Source organism: Acinetobacter sp. 197 (assembly GCF_048148385.1).
Lineage (GTDB): Bacteria > Pseudomonadota > Gammaproteobacteria > Pseudomonadales > Moraxellaceae > Acinetobacter > Acinetobacter pecorum.
Genome location: NZ_JAYWZK010000008.1, coordinates 40,865 through 57,029, shown reverse-complemented (window position 1 = coordinate 57,029; position 16,165 = coordinate 40,865). Strand labels below are relative to the sequence as shown.

At 44.0% G+C, this 16,165-nt stretch carries 14 protein-coding genes; 3 read left to right on the top strand and 11 right to left on the bottom strand.

Annotation, left to right across the window (positions count from 1 at the left end; genetic code table 11):
• Positions 1-68: 68 nt before the first annotated feature.
• The 3 genes from VXQ11_RS09445 (at position 69) to bfr (ending at position 1,552) form a co-directional block, all read left to right on the top strand.
• Positions 69-452: a RidA family protein gene (locus VXQ11_RS09445; RefSeq protein ID WP_004644973.1), complete on the top strand. Its 384-nt coding sequence runs from the start codon at positions 69-71 to the stop codon at positions 450-452.
• 220 nt (positions 453-672) lie between these two features.
• A complete protein-coding gene (locus VXQ11_RS09440; RefSeq protein WP_064094586.1) occupies positions 673-867 on the top strand; it encodes a bacterioferritin-associated ferredoxin in 195 nt (64 codons plus the stop codon).
• A gap of 220 nt (positions 868-1,087) precedes the next feature.
• Positions 1,088-1,552, top strand: a complete 465-nt coding sequence (gene bfr / locus VXQ11_RS09435) for a heteropolymeric bacterioferritin subunit Bfr (RefSeq protein WP_064094587.1) — start codon at positions 1,088-1,090, stop codon at positions 1,550-1,552.
• Positions 1,553-1,599: 47 nt separating this feature from the next.
• Here the strand turns inward: bfr and VXQ11_RS09430 are convergent, their stop codons facing one another.
• The 11 genes from VXQ11_RS09430 to aroK all read right to left on the bottom strand — a co-directional run bounded on the left by VXQ11_RS09430 (position 1,600) and on the right by aroK (position 16,139).
• Positions 1,600-3,234 carry a Wzy polymerase domain-containing protein gene (locus VXQ11_RS09430; protein WP_416705898.1) on the bottom strand — a complete coding sequence of 545 codons (1,635 nt, stop codon included), beginning with the start codon at positions 3,232-3,234 and terminating at the stop codon, positions 1,600-1,602.
• 87 nt (positions 3,235-3,321) lie between these two features.
• Positions 3,322-4,059, bottom strand: coding sequence for a TfpX/TfpZ family type IV pilin accessory protein (gene tfpZ / locus VXQ11_RS09425; RefSeq protein WP_416705897.1), 738 nt, complete (start codon positions 4,057-4,059; stop codon positions 3,322-3,324).
• A gap of 87 nt (positions 4,060-4,146) precedes the next feature.
• Positions 4,147-4,569: a pilin gene (locus VXQ11_RS09420; protein ID WP_416705896.1), complete on the bottom strand. Its 423-nt coding sequence runs from the start codon at positions 4,567-4,569 to the stop codon at positions 4,147-4,149.
• 209 nt (positions 4,570-4,778) lie between these two features.
• Positions 4,779-5,339, bottom strand: a complete 561-nt coding sequence (locus VXQ11_RS09415; RefSeq protein ID WP_416705895.1) for a TPM domain-containing protein — start codon at positions 5,337-5,339, stop codon at positions 4,779-4,781.
• Positions 5,333-6,388, bottom strand: a complete 1,056-nt coding sequence (locus VXQ11_RS09410) for a TPM domain-containing protein (protein WP_416705894.1) — start codon at positions 6,386-6,388, stop codon at positions 5,333-5,335. Before VXQ11_RS09410 ends, VXQ11_RS09415 begins: the two co-directional genes overlap by 7 nt.
• Positions 6,389-6,418: 30 nt before the next feature.
• On the bottom strand, positions 6,419-7,009 hold the full coding sequence (locus VXQ11_RS09405; RefSeq protein WP_064094594.1) for a LemA family protein: 591 nt from the start codon (positions 7,007-7,009) through the stop codon (positions 6,419-6,421).
• Between the two features lie 184 nt (positions 7,010-7,193).
• On the bottom strand, positions 7,194-8,615 hold the full coding sequence (locus VXQ11_RS09400) for an FAD-dependent oxidoreductase (protein ID WP_416705893.1): 1,422 nt from the start codon (positions 8,613-8,615) through the stop codon (positions 7,194-7,196).
• A 72-nt stretch (positions 8,616-8,687) separates the two neighbouring features.
• Positions 8,688-13,163 carry a glutamate synthase large subunit gene (gene gltB, locus VXQ11_RS09395; protein WP_416705892.1) on the bottom strand — a complete coding sequence of 1,492 codons (4,476 nt, stop codon included), beginning with the start codon at positions 13,161-13,163 and terminating at the stop codon, positions 8,688-8,690.
• A 448-nt stretch (positions 13,164-13,611) separates the two neighbouring features.
• A complete protein-coding gene (locus tag VXQ11_RS09390; protein ID WP_064102378.1) occupies positions 13,612-14,484 on the bottom strand; it encodes a hypothetical protein in 873 nt (290 codons plus the stop codon).
• 10 nt (positions 14,485-14,494) lie between these two features.
• On the bottom strand, positions 14,495-15,574 hold the full coding sequence (gene aroB / locus VXQ11_RS09385; protein ID WP_064102377.1) for a 3-dehydroquinate synthase: 1,080 nt from the start codon (positions 15,572-15,574) through the stop codon (positions 14,495-14,497).
• Between the two features lie 28 nt (positions 15,575-15,602).
• Positions 15,603-16,139: a shikimate kinase AroK gene (gene aroK / locus VXQ11_RS09380; RefSeq protein WP_416680933.1), complete on the bottom strand. Its 537-nt coding sequence runs from the start codon at positions 16,137-16,139 to the stop codon at positions 15,603-15,605.
• Positions 16,140-16,165: the final 26 nt, after the last annotated feature.

The window sequence follows — 16,165 nt, the reverse complement described above, 5'->3', positions numbered from 1 at the left end:
AAAACGATAATGCTTTTGTCAGCCGAAACGATCGAATATGATGTATGTTGATGATAAAGGAGAAATTAATGTCCCGCCAAGTAATCCATACTGAAAATGCCCCTGCTGCGATTGGCACCTATTCGCAAGCCATTTTAGTCGGTGATACCCTCTATCTATCTGGTCAAATTGGCTTGGATCCTTATAGTATGGAACTGGTTGAAGGCATTGAGGCCCAGATTCGTCGTGTATTTGACAATTTAAAAGCTGTTTGTGAAGCGGCGGGGGGCTCTTTGGCAGACATCGCCAAACTGAATATTTTTCTGACGGATTTATCGCACTTCCAGCTGGTGAATCAAATTATGGGAGAATATTTTGCCCAGCCTTATCCAGCCCGTGCAGCCTTAGGCGTTGCCAGTTTACCTAAAGATGCTTTGGTTGAAATGGATGGCATTGTCATCATTAATCAATGATTTATATCATTAATTAAGTAACCAGATTTCAAGACTCAGCTCTAAATTATTCACTTATTTTGTGCGGAAATCCGGATAATACTCGGATTTCCGTTCAGATCATCTTCTTTTATCTAAATCACCAATTATTATAAAAAAGATTTCAAATGATTTTTATTGACAAACGATAACAATTATCAATAATATTACTTATCTTATTTAATCACTGTGGTTGTGTCCTATGTACGTTTGTTTATGCCGTGGCATTACAGATCAAGACATTAAAGATGCTATTGCAAATGGCGCTGAAAGTTATCGTGATGTGCGCGATATGCTGGACTTGGGTACATGCTGTGGTCGCTGTGCGCCAGAAGCCCGTATGATCATCAGTGATGAAGTATCACAAATTGCAGCCCGCCTGGGAGTAGCTGCCTGAACTATAAACACAATCATAAATCAATGGTCTTCGATCATTCCTCCTCCCCCGCCTCTGACTCTGGCGGGTTTTTATTGCCATTTATCTGAGTCTGGATGGATTCGATTGCGATTTTCATTTGCTGTTCCATAAATTACTCGCCATTGTCCACTGACTTGCTTTACTATCAGAGTTAAAACGCTTTCTTAGAAAGATAAACAGGTTTAAATGGAGTGATGTAATGAAAGGCAATCGTGATGTGATTAATCAGCTCAATCAGGTGTTGTATCACCACCTAACCGCGATTAACCAGTATTTCTTGCATTCACGCATGTTTAATGACTGGGGCATTGAAAAACTGGGTTCGGCAGAATATAAAGAATCCATCGTTCAGATGAAGCATGCCGATAAAATTATTGAACGTATTTTATTTTTGGAAGGTTTGCCGAATTTGCAGAATCTGGGCAAACTGTATATCGGCCAGCATACTCAAGAAGTACTGCATTGTGATGTGCGCAAAGTCAAAGAAAATATCGAAGCTATCCAGAAAGCTGTCGCACTGGCTGAAACTCAGATGGATTATGTGACCCGCGATCTGGTTCAGGAAATCCTGGAAAAAGAAGAAAATTATCTGGACTGGACCACAACACAAATTGATCTGATTGAAAGTGTTGGTATCGAAAACTATATCCAAAGCCAGCTCTAAAACTAGAATTAAATTAAAAAAGCCAGCATCTGCTGGCTTTTTTGTATTTAGCGTGGCATATCCTGCGTTAATTCATCATAACTCAGCTCAGTCTTTTGAATGGTTCTTAAGCGCTGCAGCTGGTGCTTGGCTTCCGTCTCATAGCCATTAAAAGCTAAAAGTTTGGGATATTTGATCAGGTTATATTTGGTCGGGTAAGTTAACACCATCTGTTCACCTTCCTTAATCTGCTCAGCAGACGCTTTGCTATAAGAATTTAAACGAATCCAGGCAATACGATGATTAAACTCGGTCAGCAGATAAATTGGTTTTTCATTGGTGATTTTTTCCGGCTGTTTTTCATAACGAATACTTTGTCCAAGCTTTGGTACCGCAACATCATAGTCGCGATAAATCACAATCAATAAAAGCAACCCAACAGCAAAAATGAATTTCATGCCGCTTGAGGGCATAACTATTATTTTAATTTTTGGATTTTGTGCCAGAACCGTACCCAGAATAAAACCGACTGGCAGCAGGAAATAGGCATAATGCTGTGGAAACTCAAACATGGCATGTGTTACAAAAGCCCCGATCATCAAGATCCCGATGACAGATTCTGGCGTATCCACCCAGCGCTGTAACTGATAGCCCAAATAACCAAAATATGCCAAGAAAGGCAGACCGATGATCAGTCCATTCCAGAGCAAAAAGTCCAGAATAAAATTATGTGCGCTACGAATCCAGACCGGACCTTGAACGGTATCACTAATCGAGACAAAAGCGACACTGGTTTGATACCAGCCATAGCCAAACCATGGCTGCGCCTGAATTGCAGCGATCATTTGCTGCCAGATTGCGAGGCGTGACATATCGCCGGTAGCACGCGCTACTACATCCCGGCTTTGAACTACGTCCGTATCCATTGCCTGCGCAGCCAACTGACTGAGTAAAGGAAAGGCCACAACACAGGCAATAAAGAAGATGAGCCAAGCGATGCTGTAATACCATTTCAGGCGAATAATGCCTTTATATTGATAGAAAGCTAAATAGAGCATGATGGCAATTGCAGCGACCCAAGCAGTACGTGACTGGCTTAAAGCCACTCCCATAATAATCACAGCAGTGCAGGCAAATAGCCACTTGGTCTGGATTTTTTTCTTTTCATAGAGGTACAGACAGCTCATCAATGCCATGACTAAAAAAGTCGCCATATTATTTGGCTGAGCGAAATTGGCATAAGGGCGCTGGCTGCCACTAATATTCACCATCCCCGGCAATACTGAATCCAGATTTGTCCATTGGCAAAGTACAATAATTCCCGTGACAGTACCAGAAGCCAGAAACACATAACTCAAATTAGTAAAAGTTTCTTCCCGATTATAATCTCCTGTTGAAAGGTGATAACCCAAAACACCTGCCAGCCAAAAGCTAAAGACAAAAATGAAGCCCATCATGGCGATGCTAAAGAAAAAAACCTGCCCCAGCAGAAATTGAGTCAAGGGCACGCAGGCAAGCACTAATAAGGGCAGACTGACCGCAGGAATTTTGAGTTTTTCTTTTAAGCAAATTGCAGCTAACGCAAATAGAGCAAAAAAGGCATATAGCTCACCCGTGTACGTCACCCACGGGCGGTAATGTACAGGCATGAGCCATGCAAGGGAGATCAAGATAGCTGCGATGAGGGCAAGCGTGAATTTCATGGAAATATCAGGCGGTAGAAGTTGGGCACATAATAAACAAAAAAGCAGATTAAAAGCTAATCTGCTTTACGGATGGATTAAAAGAAATTAGCTCCAAGGACGGAGGTCGACGATTTTGATAACTTTGTAATCTTGATCAACTAATACTGTCATATCTTTAAAAGAAGCTTTCAGTGGAAAGAAATATTTCGCCTGTGGATATTTAGATAGCACTTTCATGAGCATAGTTTGATTATTAAATTCTTTAAGATCTTTTATATTTCTCGCATATGGTTGCATATCTTTAGAACTGAATTCTAATTCCGCATAGCGCATAGGTACCTGAGCAACACTTATTCCATTCATTTCTAGAAAAATATCATGATTTTTTTGCTCATAGGATGTGGGATTAGATACCGCAACATATTTGGGACCGAATAAAGATATCTTTTCATATTTCTTATTTATGTCATTTTTATATTTGATATAGATTTGATTATTCTGCACAAGTTCAAAACCATCTTTGTAATAAACAATCCAAGCTGGTCTTGCTTGTGCAAGTGTATATAACCCATACACCAATGCTATGATTTGAATCATAATAATTATAGCCAAGTCTAATTTAAGAGTTTTTTTATTTTCTTTATAGATAATCCAGCTTAAAATTGGTCCAAGAATTACATCTGTAATAACCATAATATAGATAATTTGTTTGACACCTGTAGCATTACTTAGTGACTGGGGATACCATATAAAAAAAATAAGATACATTACGTGCATTGCTATTAAGACAGAAAAACTAAAATGCAACAGCACATATTTATTTTTTTTACTTAATGTCACCACATAGACTCCTTAAAACTCTTATATAAGATGTACTTTATTTTTCTTTTATAAAAAAAAGCCCTAATCGGGCTTTTTTTTATTTAAATATTACTGACAAGATTTAGGTGAAAATTTATCATCAAGATCAGTTGTACATGCCCATTCGCCAGTTGCAGCTGTGTAAGTATAAGTCATAGTTTTACCAGCGACATCATCATTTACACCTGTAGCCTGATATGTAGCCTCTAAAGCACATGTTGCAGTACCCCCAGCTGTTGCCGTAATATCATCAACATACTTGCCGGAAACAACAGCACCATCAGGAATTGCACAACCTGTTGCAACACCTTCATTCCCAATCGCCTCTGTAACTGGAGTCTTTAGACCGCCAAGCAACGTTGGGCCTTCAGCAACTTGTGAACGACCGATATAGTCTTGATAAGCAGGAATCGCAACAGCAGCCAAAATACCGATAATTGCTACAACAATCATTAATTCAATAAGGGTAAAACCCTTTTGTACTGTATTCATAACATTCTCCACAAATGTTTTTGTTTATTTATAAGCCTAAAGAAAAGCTCATTTAGCTTAATTTTATATTTAGCACTAACTGTGCCAAGTTTTATTATAATAAAATTGAGAGAAAAAACAGCAGTTTAAAAAAATATTTTTATTTTTGTAACTTTTGTGTTTTCTTTTGTGTAACTAACTGACAAAAATCGTCAGTTAGTTGACTAAAATCACCCCAGAATAATCGGTTTATTCCCTAATTCATTTTCTAAATCATCTATTTTCCGATCATAGTACTGATCTAATACTTCTCCAATCTGCTTCACACCTTCAATTACACCTTCTTTAAACTTCTCCTGAGCCAGATTTTGAATGATATTTTGACAGATTTCATCCCAGACCTGCTGGGTGGTTGCATTCTTAATTCCCCGATCAATCACAATTTCAACCTTGTGCTCGCACAGATTCAAATAGAGTAATACCCCACTATTATATTCAGTATCCCAAACCCCAATTTCAGCAAATAACTGTCGGGCACGACAAAGTGTATCTTGATAATAAGCAGATCGTGAAGGCAGACAGCCTTCAATCACCACCTGAATCTCCCCGACATGTCCATGCTCAGCTTCTTCCACCGCCACTGCAATCGCATGCTGATCCTGCTTGGAGAAAAAACGCTTGGTTGCCGGCATATAAAAGAAATGCTTGAGCCAGCGTTGAAAACTCGGCTGTGCATGTTCTTCCATTTTGGGCTGCGTGACTATATCTGTCGTATCTGTAGTTGTTACCATGAGCCTGATGCTCCTCCCCCGCCAAAACCACCACCGCCACCGCCGAAGCCACCGCCGCCAAAACCACCACGGCCACTACCGCCGCCTCGGCCACCACCGGCCAAGAAGGCATGTAAAATCAGCTGGGCTATAGAAGTTATCAATAAAAAGAAAATACCTGCACCAATCATCAAACTTGCAAGCAGCCCCATGCCATTTACCAGACCAGCAGCAGTCCCTGCAACTGCGGCAGTCGCAGCACTCAGTTTTCTGCCGAAAATCATAGATCCCACGACACCTACGACAATAATAAACAGCACACTACTGAACGTCGCCTTGATGGCTTTTTGTGCCTGATAAGCCTGTTCCTGACGCTCTTTCAGCTCATCCGCCGCCTGTGCTGCAATTTCAGGATCTAGATTTAAAATCCGTTCAATTTCAGTCAGGCCTGCAGCAATTCCTTGAGCATACTGACCCTGTTTAAAATACGGCGTGATGGTGTCATGAATAATACGGCCTGCCACGATATCGGGTAGCACCCCTTCCAGACCATAACCGGTCAAGATCTGAATACGGCGATCATTGATAGCAATGGTCATCAACAAACCATTATCCCGTTTAGCCGAACCAAGCTGCCAGGCCTCCGCCACCCGCATGGAATAATCAAAAATATCTTCCTGGCCCGTCGTTGGCACAATCACTACACCAATCTGGCCTTTTCCTTCCTCATAGAGTTTCAGAATACGCTGACTGAGTTGCTGCTTTTCAGTAGCACTGAGTAAATTCGCCTGATCAATGATCGGTTCATTCAGACTTGGCAGGTCGCGCTGAAGCTGCCCTTCTGCCATATCATTGGCAATGTGTGGCTGTGATGCTGCTGCAGTTTCTGTTTCAGTTCCACTTTTTTGAGCTGGAGCATTTTGACCCGCTTTAGGCTGCAAAATTTCACGGGCCACGATCACGTCTTCAGTATCCGTAGCCGTGGCTGTTTCTGCTGAGACAGGTGCTATTATCCCCATGCCCAATATGAGGAGCAAACCGGCACAGTATTTCAGCAGCATCTCAGACATCTGATTTCTCGCTTATTTTCAAATCAGTTATTACTCAAAGGAAACCGTGGGAGCTTTCTGGGCACTTTGCTCGGCGCTAAAGTTCGGTTTAGGCTCCATTCCGATCACTTTGGCAGTCATGACTTGCGGGAACTGACGTGCATAAGAGTTAAAGTCCTGAACCGTGGTAATGTAACGGTTACGTGCCACAGCAATCCGGTTTTCAGTTCCTTCCAGTTGTACCTGCAGATCACGGAACTGCTGGTTGGCTTTCAGGTCCGGATAATTTTCAGTGACAGCCAAAAGACGCGACAAGGCACTGGTCATCTGCGCCTGTGCTTCCTGATAGCGCTGAAACAGTTCAGGATCTTCCAGTACTTCACGATCTACTTTCAGGCCGGCAACATTGGCACGTGCTTGGGTCACTTCCGTTAAAACCTGCTCTTCATGCGAGGCATAGCCTTTGACTACATTGACCAGATTAGGTACCAGATCGGCACGGCGCTGATACTGGTTCTGGACTTCCGACCAGGCTGCCGTTACTGCTTCATCTTTGACCTGCAAGGTATTATAGCCACAGCCACTCAGGGTCAAGGTACTGGCCAGCATCAAAGCTATGAGAGATTGTTTTAATACACGCATGATGTCTCGTCCTCAATTCTTTATTGATATTTATATAATTAATTTGATTTTAAACACTATTTTCTAAAGTTTTGTTACTTTTTATAATATTTTTAATGCTTTCCATTTTAGGACTCAAACTCCTCAAAGATTAAAAAACCCGCCGTAGCGGGTTGTTTGAATGATTTCAGTGAATTTTCAACTGTTAAACATCTAGATAATCCAGAATACCTTCAGCTGCCTGACGGCCTTCCCAGATTGCGGTTACCACCAGATCAGAACCACGAACCATGTCACCACCAGCGAAGATTTTTGGATTCGAGGTCTGGAATTTGTATTGCTGCTGCTCAGCGGCAACGACACGACCTGAACCATCCAGATTGATTTCCACATCGGTGAACCAGTCTGCTGGACTGGTACGGAAACCAAAAGCCAGCAGAACTGCATCCGCCGGCAGAATTTCTTCTGAACCTGGAATCGGCTCTGGACTACGGCGACCACGACTGTCTGGCTCACCTAGCTGAGTAGTAATAAATTTCACACCCGTAACCTTGCCATTTTCACCCACAATTTCAATTGGCTGGCGGTTAAACTGGAAACTCACCCCTTCTTCACGTGCATTTTGCACTTCACGGCGTGAACCCGGCATATTTTCTTCATCACGACGGTAAGCACAAACTACCGACTCAGCACCTTGACGGATCGAAGTACGGTTACAGTCCATAGCTGTATCACCACCGCCTAAAACGATGACTTTTTTGCCTTCAACACTGATGTATTCAGACGGATCTTTTTCCCAGCCTTGGCAACGATTGACATTCGCAATCAGGAAATCCAGCGCATCGTAAACACCATCCAGATCTTCACCGGCAAAACCACCTTTCATATAAGTATAGGTGCCCATACCCATAAAGACCGCATCATAATCAGAAAGTAGCTGGTCGATGGTCACATCTGTACCAATCTCAGTGTTCAGACGGAATTCAACCCCCATGCCCGTGAAAATTTCACGGCGGCGTTTCATCACGTCTTTTTCCATTTTGAATTCTGGAATACCAAACGTTAAAAGACCACCAATTTCCGGACGCTTGTCAAACACGACCGGTTTTACGCCTGCACGTACCAAAATATCGGCACAGCCAAGACCCGCAGGGCCCGCACCAATGATCGCAACTTTTTTGTCTGTCCATTTCACATTGGACATATCTGGACGCCAGCCCAATGCAAAGGCCGTGTCATTGATATATTTTTCGGCATTACCAATCGTCACCGCGCCGAAACCGTCGTTGAGAGTACATGCCCCTTCACACAAACGGTCTTGCGGACAGACACGACCACAGACTTCTGGCAAGGTATTGGTCTGGTGACATAGTTCAGCCGCCTGGAACAGACGTCCTTCTGACACCAGTTTCAACCAGTTAGGAATATAGTTATGTACCGGACATTTCCACTCACAATACGGGTTACCACAGCCTAGGCAGCGATGCGTCTGGTTGGCTGCAATTTCCGCAGTATAAGGCTTATAAATTTCCACAAATTCTGCTTTGCGGACATCAATCTCTTTTTTCTCTGGATCTTGGCGTGCGACATCCAGGAATTGAAAGTCATTATTCAGGCGTTCTGCCATGTCTCTCTCCGTGGGGAGATGTAAGGGGTTCACAGTTGCCTTACATCTGCCTATGTTTCTGCAGTAGTGGAATTATTGTGGATCAGCTTGAGTTGTTTTTAACAGTGTTTGCAAGTTGGCTGCTTTTGGTTTTACCAACCAGAACTTGCGGCTGTAAAAGTCAAACTCATGGCGGATCTTGTACGCCCAAGCACTACCCGTTTCTTTAATATGTTCATCGAGAATACGACCCAGGAAGGCTTTGTGCTCTTCCATCGCTTCAGTTGAAATACGATTCAGCTCAATCAGCTCGTGGTTATAATAATCAACGAAGTCATTATCCAGATCAAGCACATAAGCAAAACCACCAGTCATACCCGCACCGAAGTTATGTCCAACTTTACCCAGCACTGTCACAATACCACCGGTCATATATTCACAGCAGTGATCGCCTGCACCTTCAATTACGGCAAATGCACCCGAGTTACGTACTGCGAAACGTTCGCCTGCCGTACCGGCAGCAAATAATTTACCGCCAGTCGCACCATACAGACAGGTATTCCCAATAATTGCGGTATTTTGCGTCTGGAATGGCGAACCTTTTGGCGGGAAGATCGAGATGCGACCGCCAGCCATGCCTTTACCAACATAGTCATTGGCATCGCCTTCCAGACTGATATGCAGACCACCGGCATTCCAGACACCCAGCGACTGGCCCGCAGTACCATTCAGGTGAACTTTTACCGGATGGGCTTCCATGCTCAGGTTGCCATAGCGTTTCGCAATTTCACCAGACAGACGGGCACCAATCGAACGGTCACAGTTACCGATCGTGAAGCTATATTCACCGCCAGTTCCTGCTTCAATCGCAGGCAGAATCTCATCCACCATTTTCTCTGCCAGAATCCCTTTATCGAATGGTGCATTGCCCTGTACTTCGCAGTACTGTGCTTTACCTTCTGCAGCAGGATGTGACTCAAGCAATTTGCTTAAATCAAGATGTGCATGCTTTGCAGTTTCACCTGGCAAGACTTCCAGCAGATCCGTACGGCCAATCAGGTCTTTCAGACTCGACACACCAAGTGCTGCCAGCCATTCACGGGTTTCTTCAGCAATAAAAGTGAAGAAGTTGATCAGCATTTGTGGCTCGCCAATATAATGCTCTTGACGTAAATGGTCTTGCTGGGTTGCCACACCGGTTGCACAGTTATTCAGGTGACAGATACGCAGGTATTTACAACCTAATGCAATCATTGGGGTTGAACCAAAGCCGAAGCTTTCTGCACCCAGAATTGCTGCTTTGACGACATCCAGACCGGTTTTCAGACCGCCATCTGTCTGTACGCGAACTTTACCACGCAGGTCATTCACACGAAGGGCCTGATGTGCCTCAGAAAGACCCAGTTCCCATGGTGAACCTGCATGATGAATTGAAGAAAGTGGAGAAGCCGCTGTCCCGCCATCATAACCAGAAATGGTAATGAAATCGGCATAGGCTTTCGCTACACCTGCCGCAATCGTACCGACACCCGGTTCAGAAACCAGCTTAACTGACACCATCGCCTGTGGGTTAACCTGTTTTAAATCAAAGATCAACTGTGATAAATCTTCAATTGAATAGATGTCGTGATGCGGAGGTGGCGAAATCAGGGTAACGCCCGGCACAGAGTAACGTAAACGGGCAATGAGTCCATTCACTTTACCACCCGGCAACTGACCACCTTCACCTGGTTTTGCACCTTGCGCGACTTTAATCTGGAGAACTTCTGCTGATGTTAAATAAGCAGGCGTTACCCCAAAACGGCCCGATGCAATTTGTTTGATTTTCGAGTTACGGATGGTGCCGTAACGCGCTGGATCTTCACCGCCCTCACCCGAGTTTGAACGACCGCCAATGGTATTCATGGCAATCGCAATCGCTTCGTGTGCTTCAGGTGACAATGCGCCCAAAGACATACCCGCAGAGTCAAAGCGAGGCAGGATCTCTTCCACAGATTCCACTTGTTCGACTGGAATCGAGTTGTCTGTTTTCAGTTTAAATAAGTCACGGATCGTTGCGATCGGACGGTTGTTCACCAGTTCTGCATATTCTTTAAAATCTGCGTAGTTCCCAGAACGTACTGCTTTATGTAGCGAGTTGATCACGTCCGGGTTAAAGGCATGATATTCCTTGCCAAAGACAAACTTCAGCAAACCGCCCTGATCAATTGGCTTACGGTTTTTCCAGGCGATATCCGCCAACTGTTTCTGATCATTTTCAAGATCGACAAAAGTTGCACCCTGAATACGGCTTGGCACACCGATGAAGCATTTATCTACCACTTCATTAGATAAACCCACTGCTTCAAACAACTGACCACCACGATAAGAAGCAACCGTAGAAATACCCATTTTCGAAAGAACTTTCAGCAGACCTTTCTCAATCCCCTTACGGAAATTGTTTTGCGCATAGATTGGGTCACCCAACAACTCACCTTTGGCGACCAGATCATTGATCACGTCATAGGCCAGATATGGATAGATCGCAGTTGCACCAAAACCAAGTAGCACTGCAAACTGATGGGGATCACGGGCAAAACCGGTTTCAATAATCAGATTCGCATCGGTACGTAAACCAGTCTTGATCAGGTGATGATGCACAGCACCGGTCACCATGAATGCATTGGCAGGTAAGTAGCCTTCACGGATTTTCTTGTCGGAAAGTACCAGTAAGGTTTTACCATCACGAATCGCTTGAGCAGATTCTTCACAGATACGCGCAATTGCTGCTTCCAAACCTTCAGATTCAGTATAGTTCAGATCAATATCTGCAATTTCATAGCCGGCACGACCCAGGGTACGGATTTGATGCATTTTAGAATTGGATAGTACTGGACTTGATACGATCAGACGATCAGCATGTTCAGGACCCTGTTCAAATACATTTTGTTCACGGCCAAAACAGGTTTCCAGTGACATCACAATCGACTCACGTAGCGGATCGATTGGGGGGTTGGTCACCTGTGCAAACTGCTGGCGGAAATAATCCGATACATGACGTACCTGACGTGACAATACCGCCATTGGGGTATCATCACCCATTGAGCCTACCGCTTCCTGACCACTTTCGGCAATCGGGCGCAGCAACTGGTCTCGCTCTTCAAAGGTCACCATGAACATTTTCTGTGCCGCTTTCAGGCCATCACCTTTTAAGCCTTGATCACATAAATATTCTTCCAGCTCTGGACTACCTTGCAGACGCACAGAATTTTCACGTAACCATTCGCGGTATGGACGCATACGTTTTAGATGATTATTGACATCTTGCGTATCCAGCACCTTGCCGGTTTGTGTGTCGATTACCAGCATTTGGCCGGGGCCAACACGTCCTTTAGAAATGACATCTTCAGGTTGATAACCCCAGACGCCAATTTCAGAAGCCAGCGTGATATAACCATTTTTGGTAATGACCCAACGCGCAGGACGCAGACCGTTACGATCCAGCATACAGATCGCATGTCGGCCATCCTGAATCACCAGACCTGCAGGACCATCCCAGGCTTCCATATGTTTTGAGTTGAATTCATAGAAGGCACGCAAGTCAGCATCTAAGGTTTCCACATTCTGCCAGGCAGGCGGAACCAGCATACGGAGGGCACGAAACAGATCCATGCCACCACCGACCAGAATCTCCAGCATGTTGTCCAGGCTCGAAGAATCCGAACCGGTACGGTTCACAATCGGATTCAATTCTGTTAAACCGGGCAATAACGGATTTTCAAATTTTGGTACACGTGCCATGGCCCAGTTACGGTTCGCAGTAATAGTATTGATTTCACCATTGTGTGCGAGGTAACGGAACGGCTGTGCCAACGGCCAGCGAGGCAAGGTATTGGTCGAGAAGCGCTGATGGAACACCACAATATGCGATTCCAGACGCGGGTCTGCCAGATCTGTATAAAAATCTGCAATCGCTTCTGGCATCATCAAGCCTTTATAGCTGATCACCGTTGAACATAAAGTAGTGACATAGAAAGACGTATCATTCACCAACAATTGTTCTGCACGACGACGCGCCAGGAATAACTTACGGTTAAATTCAACCTCAGTCACGCCCATCGGGCAATTAACAATAATCTGTTCAAATGCTGGCATCGATTGCAAAGCAATTTCACCTAGGGCATCGACATTGGTTGGAATCACACGCCAGGCCAGAACGATCAAACCTTCAGCTTCAATCTCTTTGTTTAAAACCTGTTTGGCATGTGCCGCAAGCGCAGGATCAAGATTCAGGAATACCGAACCTACAGCAAAGACTTCACTTAAGGTGGTATCGCTTAAGCGTTTTGCTTCTTCACGGAAGAATTTTTTTGGCATCGCCAAGAGCAAACCACAACCATCTCCAGTCTTGCCATCTGCGGCAATACCACCACGGTGGGTCATGCAACTCAAACTATGAATCGCAGTCTTGACGAGATCATGGCTTGCATCACCCTGCATATGGGCAATTAAACCGAAACCACAGTTATCTTTAAACTCATCCGGTTGGTATAAACCTTGAGCGGGAGCTACATTATTAGGCGATGGCATGTGCATAGCGTACCCTTCTTTCACGAAGCCTCAATAGGCTGTTAAACAATCTAAATTCTTCTCTGCGCTGCGTTTAATGAACTTTCGAAGACTGTCTTGATAGAGCAAAAACATTGTTCTCTATTTCTTCAGCGTAGTCCTTTTTCAGACAGAATGCATAAAAAATAAAGTTTATTTTGCTGATGAATAACATAAAAATCAGGAATAAATATGACATTCACATAGTGTCATCGAATCATTTTTCGCGCTAAAACAGGGAGATTAATTCAATTCATGCACCAATAAAGCAAATTCCATGCCAATAAACAGAGCAAAAATGAAAACTATACAGATGACAAAGATTTAGCGCAGATAAGCGCCAGACAGATAATTTTCAATGTGCATTTTTTGCACCAAAAGCGCTCATTTTTGATTCTTTAATTTTCTAGGTGCGCTATTTTAGACCGGACTAATTAAATGGATCACTAATCTCGTTATTTTGAGGACGAGGATTAGTGTTCTGACTAGGACGAGAGTTGTTTTGCGGTTGGGGCATACTCTCTACAGCGCTTTCAGATTTCTGCACATCGACCACATTTCCAGAGGTGTCACGACGCACAATTGTGGTACTGGTTGTAGCGGCATCAGGACTACGCAGTTTGATTTCCGGCTGGGTTTGCTGTCTGATTCGTGCCGATTCATCTATTTTTGGCAAAGGCACATTTTTCAAATGAATTTCGTAAAGCTTTTGATTACTGGCTAATTCTTCTGAACCCAGACTATTTACCAGACTGACATACTGCTTGATTTGTACCACTTTAGGCTTGACCGAAGCAGGTAAATTCAAATTGAGGGTTGAAAGCGCCTGATTCGCTTGTGCCGCAGTCTTAAATTGACCATATAACAACACATATTGCTCTGGCTGATTTTCACCCGATATTCTTAAGTAAATAAAAGGCTTACGATCTGGCTGTTTTTTAAGGAAACTTTTTAATATTGCTTCATTGGTCACGCGAAACAATTCAATTGCATGCTGGTTTTTCGCTTCATTAACAAACTTGGTACCGCGAAATTCCGGTTCATGACTGGCATTCACGATAGTACGCGTGGTCAGGTCAAGTGGTTTCACTTCATCAGAAAGTGCACCAAGATGGGTCATTGTTGCGACTTTTTCTGGCTGAATCTGCAACTGGACTTCGGTTTCAGGTTTTTTTTCAATTTCAATGACTTCATCTGAATCAGTAGCTGCCCAGAAAATCAAGGCAGCAAAAAGACAGCCTACTCCACAGACCAGCCAGAAATAATGCTGAACCTTTTGCCAAGGAGTATGTAACGCTGCCATAAAACTAAACCTATACCTGATTGGCTAAAATTGTCTGTTTCATTAACTCGAAATCGAATTCTCGAGTAATTACTGCTTGGCCTAATTGCTTTAACAACACCAGACGCAATTGTCCATTCAAGACTTTTTTGTCATGGGCCATATAGGCCAGAAAATCATCCAGAGGGATTTTAGGACAAACCACAGGAAGTTTGGCACGAGAAATGATTTTTTTTGTACGTTCTAAATCTTCTTGAGAAATCCAGCCCATACGCTGTGACAGATCCGCAGCCATCACCATACCGGTGGCAACCGCCTCACCATGTAACCACACCCCATAACCCAGGTAGGATTCAATCGCATGTCCAAAGGTATGGCCCAGGTTCAGCAATGCACGCTCACCCTGCTCTTTCTCATCATTGGCTACGATCCGCGCTTTATGTGCACATGAACGGTAAACGGCTTCGGCAAGCAACTGCTCATCACGAGCAATCAGGCCTTCCATATTCGCTTCCAGCCAGACCATAAATGATTCATCACCAAGTAAAGCATATTTAATCACTTCAGCCAGTCCTGCTGAAAGCTCACGGTCCGGTAAAGTAGCAAGCTGCGACATATCTGCCAGCACCACCTGCGGCTGCTGGAAAGCGCCAATCATGTTTTTACCCAGCGGATGATTGATCCCGGTTTTTCCACCCACACTAGAATCGACCTGCGACAGCAAGGTGGTCGGTACCTGAATAAAATACACTCCGCGCTGGAAGCAGGCCGAGGCAAATCCGGCCATATCCCCAATGACGCCACCACCTAATGCTAGTACAGTACAATCGCGGTTAAACCCGGCTTCAAGCAGCGCATCAAAAATCAGGTTTAGATGCTGGCTATCCTTATATTTTTCACCATCAGGCAAAATGCAAGTCGCAACACGTTTGTCCAGAGCTTCAATTGCAGTTTGATAACGCTGTAAATAAAGTGGTGCAACTGTGGTATTACTCACAATCATCACTTGCTTGCCCTGAATATAGGGAGCCAATAAGGCCTGTGGATCCAGATCGCTTCCAATAAAAATAGGATAACGACGTTCTCCGAGTTCTACATATAAGGTTTGCATGCTTGATTAACCACTTGATTCAATGAACTTAATTTTTAGAAACAATGAGATTGAGAATCCGCTGCGCCAGATCTCGTGCAGCACCCTGATTGGTCTCAATAATATGATGTGCCACTTCTCGATACAAGGGATCACGAACTGCCAGTAAATCACGCAACTTTTGTTCCGGATTTTCGACTTGAAGGAGGGGACGGTTTTTATCGCGATAGGTGCGTTGCAGTTGAATTTCAACCGGCGTATAGAGATAGACAACAATTCCGCGCTGTTTCAGATAATCCCGATTTAAGGTCTGAGTAATGGCACCACCGCCAGTGGCTAAAACCAGATGGGGACGTGAGGTAAGGTCATTAATGACAGCAGTTTCACGGTCACGGAAACCCTGCTCCCCTTCTTTTTCAAAAATCCAGGGAATGGTCGCGCCTGTTTTACGTTCAATTTCATGATCACTGTCTAGAAATTCACGCCCTAACAATTCTGCGAGATGTCGTCCTACTGTTGTTTTCCCGGCCCCCATCGGCCCTACCAAATAAATATTTGGCAGGGTTTCAAACTCGTTGCTTGGCAAGGAGTCACCTATTCGTTTTGTTAAAT